Here is a 10337-nt window from a genome sequence, read left to right as displayed (position 1 = left end):
TCAGCGTATGCGAAACCGATGATCGAGACCTCTGCCAGACCCCGTTTCGGCGCGCCGCGCGAACCTAAAACCACCGTCGATCCCGGCCGCGGGCTGGTCGCGGTGCTGGATTTCGTCACGGTGAGCCATCTGCGCGCGACCGCGTTTTTGGTGGTGGTCGGGCTGCTGTTCTTCCTGCCGGGATTCTTCAACATCCCGCCGATCGACCGCGACGAAGCGCGGTTCGCGCAGGCGACCAAGCAGATGGTCGAGACCGGCGATTTCATCGACATCCGCTATCAGGACGAGGTTCGCTACAAGAAGCCGGTCGGCATCTATTGGCTGCAGGCCGCCGTGGTGGAGACCGCAGGCAAGCTCGGCTTGCCGCGCGCGCAGGTCCGGATCTGGCTGTATCGGGTGCCGTCGCTCGCCGGTGCGATCGGTGCGGTGCTGATGACCTATTGGGCGGCGCTGGCGTTCGTCGGCCGGCGCGGGGCGGTCGTCGCCGGCCTGCTGCTGTGTAGCTGCATCCTGCTCGGGGTCGAGGCGCGACTCGCCAAGACCGACGCGGTGCTGCTGCTGGCCGTCACCGCGGCGATGGGCGCGATGGCGCGGGCCTATCTCGGCTGGCAGCGCGGCGACATCGGGCCGGAGCGGTCGTTGATCGTGCCGGCGGTGTTCTGGACCGCGCTGGCGGGCGGCATCCTGCTGAAGGGCCCGCTGATCCTGATGTTCATCGCGCTGACGGTGATCCCGCTGGCGATCCTCGACCGTTCGGCCGCCTGGCTGTGGCGGCTGCGGCCGCTGCTCGGCCTGCCGTGGATGCTGGTTCTGGTGCTGCCGTGGTTCATCGCGATCTATCTGCGCGCCGGCGACACCTTCTTCGCCGACTCGGTGGGCGGCGACATGCTGAGCAAGATCGCCAGCCCGATGGAGTCGCACGGCGCGCCGCCCGGCCTGTATTTCCTGCTGTTCTGGGCGACGTTCTGGCCCGGCGCGCCGCTGGCGGCGATGGCCGCTCCCGCGGTGTGGCGGGCGCGGCGGGAGCCGGGCGCGCAATACCTCCTGGCCTGGCTGATTCCGTCCTGGATCGTGTTCGAACTGGTGATCACCAAGCTGCCGCATTACGTGCTGCCGCTGTATCCGGCGATCGCGATCATGACGGCCGGGGCGATTGAGCGGAAAGTGCTGTCGCGCTCCTGGCTGGCCCGCGGCTCGGCGTGGTGGTTCGCGATCCCGGCCATCATCCTGCCGCTGGCGGTGATCGGCTCGGTGTATCTGACGCGTCATCCGATGTTTCTGGCCTGGCCGTTCGCGGCGGCGTCGCTGATCTTCGGCCTGTTCGCGTGGCGTCTGTTCGACGACAACCGCGCCGAAGCCTCGCTGTTGAACGCCGCGCTGGCGTCGCTGTTTCTCGGCGTTGCGGTGTTCGGCGTGGTGGTGCCGACGCTGCGTCCGGTGTTTCCGAGCGTCGAGATCGCGCGTGAACTGCGCAAGGTAGTCTGCGTCGGTCCGAAGGCAGCCGCCGCCGGCTATCACGAGCCGAGCCTGGTGTTCATGACCGATACCCGGACTTTGCTGACCGACGGTTCCGGCGCCGCCGACTTCCTGCTCGGTGGCACCTGCCGGTTCGCGATCGTGGAGTCGCGCAGCGAACGCGCCTTCGCCGGCCGGGCCGAGGCGATCGGGTTGCGCTACAACGTGGCGGCGCGGATCGAGGGCTACAACTTCTCGCAGGGCAAGCCGGTGTCGATTGCGATCTTCCGCTCCGAGGGCACGCAATAGCATGGCCGGCAGGAACAGCGTCGGCAGGCCCGGCTATATGGTGGAGCTGCCGCGCGCGATCGGCTGGTCGCTCAAACGGCTGGTGCGCGAGCCGTCGCATTCGCGACGCGCGGCGGCAGCCCGGCGGGCGGCGCGGCAGGCGCTGTTGCTGGCGGCGCTGCTGTCGCTGGTGGCGGTAGCCTTGATGTTTGCCGTCGATGCGGTCGTGATCTCCGCGATGTTGCCGCGCGGCACGCCGTCGCTGTGGCCGATCAGGATCCTGACCGAATTCGGCAAGTCGCGTTACGTGCTTTGGATTTTGGCGGGGTTGGCGGTGGCTGTATGGCTGCTGCTGCCCCGGCTGCACGGGGCGTCGCGCGCGGTGCTGATCGGTGTCGGCACCCGGGTACAGTACCTGCTGCTGGCCGTCCTGGTGCCGGTGCTCGCCGGCGAGGTGTTCAAGGGCGTGATCGGCCGCGGCCGCCCGTTCGTCGGCGGGGCCGCCGACCCGTTCAACTTCACTTTGTTCGCCTGGAACGAAGCCTATGCCAGCCTGCCGTCCGGCCACTCGATCACCGCGGCCGCGCTGGCGTTTGCGGTCTCGGCGCTGTGGCCGCGGCTGACCGGTGTGATGATCGTCTATGCGCTGACGATCCTGGCGACCCGGCTGGTGCTGCTCGCCCATCACCCCAGCGACGTGGTCGCCGGGGCGCTGCTCGGCATCGTCGGGGCGATGGCGGTGCGGTATTGGTTCGCCGCCCGTCGGCTGGCCTTCACCATCCGCCCCGACGGCGGCATCGACCCGCTCGACGGGCCCTCCTGGGACCGCCTCAAAAGGGTTGCCCGCGACGCTGTGGCCCCATAAGAAGCGGGGCGCGCGCCAAGTTCGCGCCCCGGCCGCGAGTTCCCGACGGCCCCGGATTGTCCCGAAGCATGCCTGAACCGATGACCCAGTCCGGACCGCAGCCCGCGGTGTCCATCGTCGTACCGGTGCGCAACGAAGCCGAAAACGTCGCTCCGTTGATCGCCGAGATCGCTGCGGCACTGGACGGGCGCTGGGCTTACGAGATCGTCTATGTCGACGACGGCTCGACCGATGCCACGCCGCAGCGGCTCGCCGCGCTACGCGCCGAGCGGCCCAATCTACGCCAGATCCGCCATCGCTCGTCGTGCGGCCAGTCGGCCGCAGTGCGGACCGGAGTACGGGCGGCGCGCGGGGCAATCGTGGCAACGCTCGACGGTGACGGCCAGAACAACCCGGCGTTCATTCCCGATCTGATCTTCGCGCTGGAGCAGGGCGGCGCCCGGGTCGGTCTGGCCGCCGGCCAGCGGGTAGGGCGCAAGGACACCGGGTTCAAGCGGCTGCAGTCTCGGGTCGCCAACAAGGTGCGCAACGGCATCCTGCGCGACGGAACCAGGGACTCCGGCTGCGGTCTCAAAGCGTTCCGCCGCGAGGTGTTTCTGTCACTGCCGTATTTCGACGGGCTGCACCGGTTCCTGCCGGCGCTGGTGCGCCGCGAAGGTTTCGACATCGTCTATGTCGACGTCGCCGATCGGCCACGGTTGTCGGGCAGGTCCAACTACGGCTTCTTCGACCGGCTGTGGGTCGGACTGATGGATCTGGCCGGGGTGTGGTGGCTGATCCGCCGCAAGAAAGCAACGCCGGTCGCCACCGAGGTGAACTGATGCTGATTCAATATGGCCAGGAACTGGGCGATTATCTGTACGACGTGTTCGTCGCCAAGTTCGATTTCTGGCTGGCGTTCGGGCTGGTCGCGCAACTGCTGTTCACTGCGCGCTTCCTGGTGCAGTGGATTTCCAGCGAGCGCGCCGGCAAGAGCGTGGTGCCGATCGCGTTCTGGTTCTTCTCGATGGGCGGCGGCCTGATGACGCTGGTCTACGGCATCGCCAAGCGCGAGCCGGTGATCATCGTCGGCCAGGCGATGGCCACCATCATCTACGTCCGCAACATCATGCTGATCATCAAGACGCACGCCCGCGGCTCGGAGAGCCTGCCGAACTGATCGGCGGCGGACCGTCTCGATGCTGCTCGGCGGCGATCGGAACGAAGACGATCCCCGCCGTTGCGAGCGCAGCGAAGCAATCCAGCAGCTCAGTGCACGGCGCTGGATTACTTCGTCGCGGAGCCTGTGCTCGGACGGCGCGAAGCGCCGATCCGGGTACTCCTCGCAATAACGGAGAGAACGGTTACCGCGCCGCGTTGAAGGCGGCGAAGCCGCGGTCGAGATCGGCCTTCAGATCGTCGGTCGATTCCAGCCCGACATGCAGACGCAGCGCCGGACCGCCGGGGTTCCACGCCGTCGCCGTCCGGTACGACGCGCAGTCGAACGGGATCACCAGGCTTTCGAACCCGCCCCACGAATAACCCATGCCGAACAGCCTGACGGTATCCAGCAGCGCGTCGACCGCGGCCTGCGGCGCATCCTGCAGCACGATCGAGAACAGGCCCGACGCCCCGGTGAAGTCGCGCTTCCAGATCGCATGGCCCGGGTCGGTTTCGAGCGCCGGATGCAGCACGCGCTGCACTTCGGGACGCGCGGCGAGCCAGCGGGCCATTTCGAGGCCCGCCTGATAGTGCCGGGCGAGCCGCACCTCGAGGGTGCGCAAGCCGCGTAGGGCCAGGAACACGTCGTCCGGCCCGGCGCAGACGCCGAGCAGCCGGATCGCCTCCGACACTTTCGGCCACGCTGCCGCGTTGGCCGAGATGGTGCCGAACATGATGTCGGAATGGCCGCCGATATATTTGGTGGCGGCCTGGATCGAGATGTCGACGCCCTGTTCCAGCGAGCGGTGATACAGCGGCGTCGCCCAGGTGTTGTCGTCGATCACCAGTGCGCCGTGCTGCTTGGCGACCGCGGCGATCGCCGGGATGTCCGGTATCTCGAACGATTGCGAGCCCGGCGCTTCGACAACCACCGCCGCCGTGTTCGGGCGAAGATGGTCGGCGATGCCGGCTCCGATCAGCGGATCGAAATAGCTGGTCTCGACGCCGAGCCGCTTCAGCATCTGGTCGCAGAACAGCCTGGTCGGGCGATACGCATTGTCACAAACCAGGACATGGTCGCCGGCCTTCACCACCGCGAGCAGGGCGGTCGAGATCGCCGACACCCCGGAGGGGGTGATGCCGACACCGGCACAGCGCTCGCCTTCCAGCGCCATCAGCGCCTGCTGCAGCGCCTTGGTGGTCGGCGTGCCGTGCCGGCCATAGGAGTACTCGCCGCGATGGGCGTGCAGGTCGGCCGCGGTCGGGTACAGCACCGTCGAACCGTGCACCACCGGCGGATTGACGAAACCCTTCTGGGACGCCGTGTCGCGGCCCGCGGTGACGAGACGGGTCTGCGTGCTGAGCGGCGATGATGTCCCGTGGGAATCGGAAGAGTCCATGACGGCTCGCTGATGGTTGGACCGCTTAACACTGCGTGCGAGGCGCACGAAACGGCCGGTTCGACGAATGGGCGTAATAGCAGCTTCTGGAAGACGGCCGTCAACCCCTTGACCCGGCGCGCAACTCGTTCTGTGATGCATACCGGTCTGTCTGGACGCCGTGCTGAGGGGCTCGCGAATGCCGGGGCGAGTGTTACGCATGCGCGGCGCCGGAATGACGGCTGCCGCGCGCGGGCCTTCGGGCGATCGAACGGCGGATCCAATCGGAACGCATCGCCTACGAAGCCGATTGAAGCGGCCAGGACATCCCTTGAAAGGTCATTGCATGAAACGTGTATCGCTCGTCGTCACCCTTGCTGCCGCTGCCGTGTTTTCGGTGTCGTCGGCGGATGCGCAGACTCTGAAGACCGTCAAGGATCGCGGCATGTTGTCCTGCGGCGTCAGCCAGGGACTGCCGGGATTCTCGTCTCCCGACGACAAGGGCAACTGGACCGGACTCGACGTCGACGTCTGCCGCGCGATCGCCGCGGCGATCTTCGACGATCCGAGCAAGGTGAAGTTCGTGCCGCTGTCGGCCAAGGATCGCTTCACTGCGTTGCAGTCGGGCGAGATCGACGTGCTGTCACGCAATACCACCTGGACGCTGTCGCGGGACACCTCGCTCGGCGTCAACTTCGCCGGCGTCAGCTATTACGACGGCCAGGGCTTCATGGCGAAAAAGGCCCTGAAGGTGAACTCCGCGCTGGAACTGAACGGCGCCTCGATCTGCGTTCAGACCGGCACCACCAACGAGCAGAACGTTGCCGACTATTTCAAGGGCAACAACATGAAATACGAGGTGATCGCCTTCGCCAATGCCGACGAGGCGGTCAAGGCCTATGAATCCGGCCGCTGCGACGTGTTCACCTCCGACGTGTCGCAGCTCTACGCCCAACGCCTGAAGCTGGCGGCCCCGATGGAGCACGTCGTCCTGCCGGAGGTGATCTCGAAGGAGCCGCTCGGCCCGCTGGTCCGCCACGGCGACGACCAATGGTTCGACATCGTCAAGTGGACGCTGTTCGCGATGATCAATGCCGAAGAGCTCGGCATCACCCAAAAGAACGTCGACGAGAGCGCCAAGTCCGACAAGCCGGAGCTGAAGCGGGTGTTCGGCACCGACGGCAATCTCGGCGAACAGCTCGGCCTGACCAAGGACTGGGTGGCTCGCATCATCAAGGCCACCGGCAATTACGGCGAGTCGTTCGAGCGCAATGTCGGGACCGGCTCCAAGCTGGAAATCGCTCGCGGCCTCAACAAGCTGTGGAACAAGGGCGGGATCATGTACGCCCCGCCGATCCGCTGATCGCCTGAAGATCCGCGCCGATGGCGATCGACGCCCGCCCACCGCCGCCGCAGCTCGTCGCGAAACTGCGACGGGCGCTCGGCGGTCGCTCAGGCTGGAAGGGGCTGCTCGCCCAGGTGCTGTTCGTCGCCGCGCTGGTCTGGATCGGCTACGAGATCTTCGACAATGCCCGTGAAAATCTCGCCAACCAGCGGATCGCCTCGGGTTTCGGCTTCATGTCGCAAACGGCGGGATTCGGCGTCAGTCAGACGCTGATTCCGTATCAGGAGTCGGATAGTTATACGCGGGTCTTCCTGGTCGGCCTGGTCAACACGCTGCTGGTGTCCGTCGTCGGCATCTTCTTCGCCACGCTGATCGGATTCGCGGTCGCGCTGGCGCGGCTGTCGCCGAACTGGCTGATCTCCCGGATCGGTGGCGGCTACGTCGAGATCGTCCGCAACCTGCCGCTGCTGTTCCAGATCCTGTTCTGGTATCTCGCCGTGCTCGGGGCGCTGCCGTCGCCGCGCCAAAGCGTGTCGGTGTTGGACAGCTTCTTTCTGTCCAATCGCGGCATCGTGGTGCCGCGCCCGGTCGGCGAGGCGGGGCTCGACGGCTTCCTGATTGCGATGCTGGTGGCTCTGGCCGCCGCGATCGTGCTGCCGCTATATGCCAGGCGCCGGCTGTTCGCGACCGGCAAGCCGATGCGGGTGTGGCCGATCGTGCTCGGCCTGCTGATCGGATTGCCGCTGATCGCGTTTCTCATCTTCGGCAAGCCGTTTTCATTGGAAGTGCCGGTGCTGCGCGGCTTCAACTTCGCCGGCGGCGCGCGGCTGGCGCCGGAGTTCGTGGCGCTGACGTTGGCGCTGTCGACCTACACGGCGGCGTTCATCGCCGAGGTGGTCCGGGCCGGCATCCTGTCGGTGCACAAGGGGCAGATGGAGGCGGGGGCCTCGCTCGGCCTGTCGCGCGGCCAGACGCTGCGGCTGATCGTGATCCCGCAGGCGCTGCGGGTGATCCTGCCGCCGCTCACCAACCAGTATCTCAACCTGACCAAGAACTCGTCGCTGGCGGTGGCGATCGGCTATCCCGACCTGTTCTCGGTGTTCGCCGGCACCACGCTGAGCCAGACCGGGCAGGCGATCGAGGTGATCGCGATCACGATGGGCGTCTACCTGCTGATTTCGCTGGTCACCAGCGCGCTGATGAGTCTGTACGCGTGGCGGATCAACCGGAGCATGGGCGCATGAGCGAACTCGGCTCCGTCACCCCGGTGTTCGTCCGCGGCGAGATGGTGCCGCAGCGGCCGCCGCCGGTCGATCGGCCGGGCGTGCTCGGACTGATGCGGCAGCGGCTGTTCAACTCGCCGACCAACATTCTGCTGACCATCGTCGGGGTGCTGCTGCTGTATTTCACCATCGTGCCGACGGTGAAATTTCTGCTGGTCGACGCCGTGTGGACCGGCTCGAACCGCACCGACTGCCTCGCCGACCAGGCGGGGCATCCGGTCGGCGCGTGCTGGCCGTTCGTCCAGGCCAAGTTCTCGCAATTCATCTACGGCTTCTATCCGACGCCGGAGCGATGGCGGGTCGACCTGGTGTTCGCGCTTGGTGCGCTGCTGCTGCTGCCGCTATTGATCCCGCGGGCACCGGCCAAGACGTTGAATGCCGGCCTGTTCTTCATCGCTTTTCCGGTGCTGGCGTTTTTCCTGTTGTACGGCGGCGGGCTGCAGGGCTTCGGGGTGACCTGGAGCGCCGATCTGGCAAGCAGCCTGGCGGACAGCGTCGGCAGCGCCGGACGGAAACTGGCGGCGGGCGGGGCGATCGGCCGTACGATCGGTCCAGTGCTGCTCGGCCTCGGCACCGTCCTGGTCTGGCTGAGCTGGCCGCTGGTGGCGCTGCGCGATTGGATTCAGGCCTCGTCGCAGCCGCTGTGGCTCGATCTTCTGTGCACGGCCGTCGCCGTCACCGCGCTGGTGTTCGTGCTGACCGGGGTGCGCAACGGCTGGCGGGCGCTGGCGACCACGGTGGCGACCTTCGTCGGCATCGCGATCGTGATCGCGGTGCTGCGGCTGGATCGGGGAGGTCTGCCGATCGTCGATACCCGGATGTGGGGCGGCCTGCTGGTGACGCTGGTGGTGTCGGTGACCGGCATCGTCGCCTCGATGCCGATCGGCATCGCGCTGGCGCTCGGCCGGCGCTCGACAATCCCCTTGATCCGGATCTTCTCGGTCGCCTTCATCGAGTTCTGGCGCGGCGTGCCGCTGATCACGGTGATGTTCTTCGCCACCTACATGCTGCCGCTGTTCCTGCCGGGCAATTTCACCATCGACAATCTGATGCGGGTACTGATCGGCATCGCGCTGTTCGCCGGCGCCTACAATGCCGAGGTGGTTCGCGGCGGCCTGAATGCGATTCCGCGCGGCCAGGCCGAGGCGGCGAGCGCGCTCGGGCTGTCGTATTGGAAGACGACCGGACTGATCGTGCTGCCTCAGGCGCTTCGCCACGTCATTCCGGGCCTCGTCAACAGCTTCATTGCGCTGTTCAAGGATACCTCGCTGGTGTCGATCGTGGCGCTGTTCGATCTGCTCGGCCAGCTCCGCGCCGCCTTTGCCGATCCGACCTGGTCGACGCCGACGACGCTGTTCACCGGCTTCGCCTTCACCGGGCTGATCTACTTCGTGTTCTGCTTCGGGATGTCGCGCTATTCGCTGTCGGTCGAGCACCGGCTCAACGCGCACCGGCGGACCTGACGGAAGGATCGATTGATGGCTGATACTCCGATCGTCAGAATCGCGGGTCTCAACAAATGGTACGGCGAGTTCCATGTGCTGCGCGACATCAGCCTCGACGTCGGACGCGGCGAGCGCATCGTGATCTGCGGGCCGTCGGGCTCGGGCAAGTCGACGCTGATCCGCTGCATCAACGCCCTGGAGGAGTTTCAGGAAGGCGACATCGTGGTCGACGGCATCGATCTCGGGCCGAGCCTGAAGCACGTCGATGCGATCCGCCGCGAAGTCGGGATGGTGTTCCAGAGCTTCAACCTGTTTCCGCATCTCACCGTGCTGGAGAACTGCACGCTGGCGCCGATCTGGGTCCGCAACGTGCCGAAGAAGGACGCCGAAGCCACCGCGATGAAATATCTCGAGCGGGTGCGGATCCCCGACAAGGCGGACAAATATCCGGGGCAGATTTCCGGCGGTCAGCAGCAGCGCGTGGCGATCGCGCGGGCGCTGTCGATGAACCCGAAGGTGATGCTGTTCGACGAGCCGACCTCGGCGCTCGACCCGGAAATGGTGAAGGAGGTGCTCGACACCATGGTCGACCTCGCCGAGGAGGGCATGACCATGCTGGTGGTGACGCACGAGATGGGCTTTGCCCGCGAGGTCGCCGACCGCGTCGTGTTCATGGATGCCGGCCAGATCATCGAGGCGAACGAGCCGGAAAAGTTCTTCGCCGATCCGCAGCACGCGCGGACCAAGCTGTTCCTCAGCCAGATCCTTCGCTGACGTGCCGCGTCGGGCCGCCGGCTATCGGATGATGGTGGCGCGGGACGAGTACCGCCTGGGGCTGCTGACGCTGAACTGGCTGAACGTCTCCCGGATGCGCTCGGCGGGCGTCATCGCCTGGTCGAACTCCAGCGTTGCCGCCGTGCTCGGCACGTGACGCGGCGCGTACAATGCGCTGTCGTACAGCGACCGGTCGAAACGGTAGCTGTCGTTGCCGAACAGGGCATCCGACACGAATAGCACAGCAACCGCCGCCACCAGCGTGGCGCCGAACGACCTGAACCCGGACATGAGCCGACGCGCTCCTTGTTTTGCGCAAGGATCGGCCGGCGCCATGAAGTTTCAGTTTAATGCGCCGCGTGC

General features: G+C 66.6%; 10 protein-coding genes. 8 read left to right on the top strand and 2 right to left on the bottom strand.

All coding sequences use genetic code 11. From position 1 onward, the window contains the following. Positions 1–18 precede the first annotated feature (18 nt). The 4 genes from DWA33_RS20220 (at position 19) to DWA33_RS20205 (ending at position 3767) form a co-directional block, all read left to right on the top strand. Positions 19–1764, top strand: coding sequence for an ArnT family glycosyltransferase (locus DWA33_RS20220; RefSeq protein ID WP_114360314.1), 1746 nt, complete (start codon positions 19–21; stop codon positions 1762–1764). A gap of 1 nt (position 1765) precedes the next feature. Then, a complete protein-coding gene (locus tag DWA33_RS20215; RefSeq protein WP_114360313.1) occupies positions 1766–2608 on the top strand; it encodes a phosphatase PAP2 family protein in 843 nt (280 codons plus the stop codon). 68 nt (positions 2609–2676) lie between these two features. Then, the gene (locus DWA33_RS20210; protein WP_114360312.1) at positions 2677–3429 is read left to right on the top strand and encodes a glycosyltransferase family 2 protein; all 753 of its coding nucleotides are present in this window, start codon (positions 2677–2679) and stop codon (positions 3427–3429) included. Then, positions 3429–3767: a lipid-A-disaccharide synthase N-terminal domain-containing protein gene (locus DWA33_RS20205; protein ID WP_114360311.1), complete on the top strand. Its 339-nt coding sequence runs from the start codon at positions 3429–3431 to the stop codon at positions 3765–3767. Before DWA33_RS20210 ends, DWA33_RS20205 begins: the two co-directional genes overlap by 1 nt. Positions 3768–3951: 184 nt before the next feature. On the opposite strand, the gene metC is transcribed toward DWA33_RS20205, so the two are convergent. Beyond that, entirely contained in the window at positions 3952–5148 is a 1197-nt protein-coding gene (gene metC, locus DWA33_RS20200; RefSeq protein WP_114360310.1) for a cystathionine beta-lyase, read from the bottom strand. A gap of 325 nt (positions 5149–5473) precedes the next feature. Between metC and DWA33_RS20195 the strand changes: the two genes are divergently transcribed. The 4 genes from DWA33_RS20195 to DWA33_RS20180 are packed head-to-tail and all read left to right on the top strand — an operon-like array spanning position 5474 to position 9974. After that, complete coding sequence (locus DWA33_RS20195; RefSeq protein WP_114360309.1) at positions 5474–6490, top strand: amino acid ABC transporter substrate-binding protein; 1017 nt, start codon at positions 5474–5476, stop codon at positions 6488–6490. A 20-nt stretch (positions 6491–6510) separates the two neighbouring features. Beyond that, positions 6511–7716: an amino acid ABC transporter permease gene (locus tag DWA33_RS20190; RefSeq protein ID WP_114360308.1), complete on the top strand. Its 1206-nt coding sequence runs from the start codon at positions 6511–6513 to the stop codon at positions 7714–7716. Then, positions 7713–9218, top strand: a complete 1506-nt coding sequence (locus DWA33_RS20185; protein WP_114360307.1) for an amino acid ABC transporter permease — start codon at positions 7713–7715, stop codon at positions 9216–9218. The genes DWA33_RS20190 and DWA33_RS20185 overlap by 4 nt, the downstream gene beginning before the upstream one ends. Positions 9219–9233: 15 nt before the next feature. Then, positions 9234–9974, top strand: coding sequence for an amino acid ABC transporter ATP-binding protein (locus DWA33_RS20180; RefSeq protein WP_114360306.1), 741 nt, complete (start codon positions 9234–9236; stop codon positions 9972–9974). A 21-nt stretch (positions 9975–9995) separates the two neighbouring features. On the opposite strand, the gene DWA33_RS20175 is transcribed toward DWA33_RS20180, so the two are convergent. Then, positions 9996–10265 carry a hypothetical protein gene (locus DWA33_RS20175; RefSeq protein ID WP_114360305.1) on the bottom strand — a complete coding sequence of 90 codons (270 nt, stop codon included), beginning with the start codon at positions 10263–10265 and terminating at the stop codon, positions 9996–9998. Between the last annotated feature and the right edge of the window lie 72 nt (positions 10266–10337).

The organism is Rhodopseudomonas pentothenatexigens, from assembly GCF_900218015.1.
In the GTDB taxonomy this organism is placed as follows: Bacteria; Pseudomonadota; Alphaproteobacteria; order Rhizobiales; family Xanthobacteraceae; genus Rhodopseudomonas; species Rhodopseudomonas pentothenatexigens.
Note: the sequence above shows the minus strand (reverse complement) of the source record. Positions and strands in the feature narration are given on the sequence as shown.

Bases quoted from the DNA above. Each gene is read 5' to 3' on its own strand.
- DWA33_RS20220 (WP_114360314.1), top strand. From the start codon at position 19: ATGATCGAGACCTCTGCCAGACCCCGTTTCGGCGCGCCGCGCGAACCT.
- metC (WP_114360310.1), bottom strand. From the start codon at position 5,148: ATGGACTCTTCCGATTCCCACGGGACATCATCGCCGCTCAGCACGCAG.
- DWA33_RS20180 (WP_114360306.1), top strand. From the start codon at position 9,234: ATGGCTGATACTCCGATCGTCAGAATCGCGGGTCTCAACAAATGGTAC.
- DWA33_RS20215 (WP_114360313.1), top strand. From the start codon at position 1,766: ATGGCCGGCAGGAACAGCGTCGGCAGGCCCGGCTATATGGTGGAGCTG.
- DWA33_RS20205 (WP_114360311.1), top strand. From the start codon at position 3,429: ATGCTGATTCAATATGGCCAGGAACTGGGCGATTATCTGTACGACGTG.
- DWA33_RS20185 (WP_114360307.1), top strand. From the start codon at position 7,713: ATGAGCGAACTCGGCTCCGTCACCCCGGTGTTCGTCCGCGGCGAGATG.
- DWA33_RS20210 (WP_114360312.1), top strand. From the start codon at position 2,677: ATGCCTGAACCGATGACCCAGTCCGGACCGCAGCCCGCGGTGTCCATC.
- DWA33_RS20175 (WP_114360305.1), bottom strand. From the start codon at position 10,265: ATGTCCGGGTTCAGGTCGTTCGGCGCCACGCTGGTGGCGGCGGTTGCT.
- DWA33_RS20195 (WP_114360309.1), top strand. From the start codon at position 5,474: ATGAAACGTGTATCGCTCGTCGTCACCCTTGCTGCCGCTGCCGTGTTT.
- DWA33_RS20190 (WP_114360308.1), top strand. From the start codon at position 6,511: ATGGCGATCGACGCCCGCCCACCGCCGCCGCAGCTCGTCGCGAAACTG.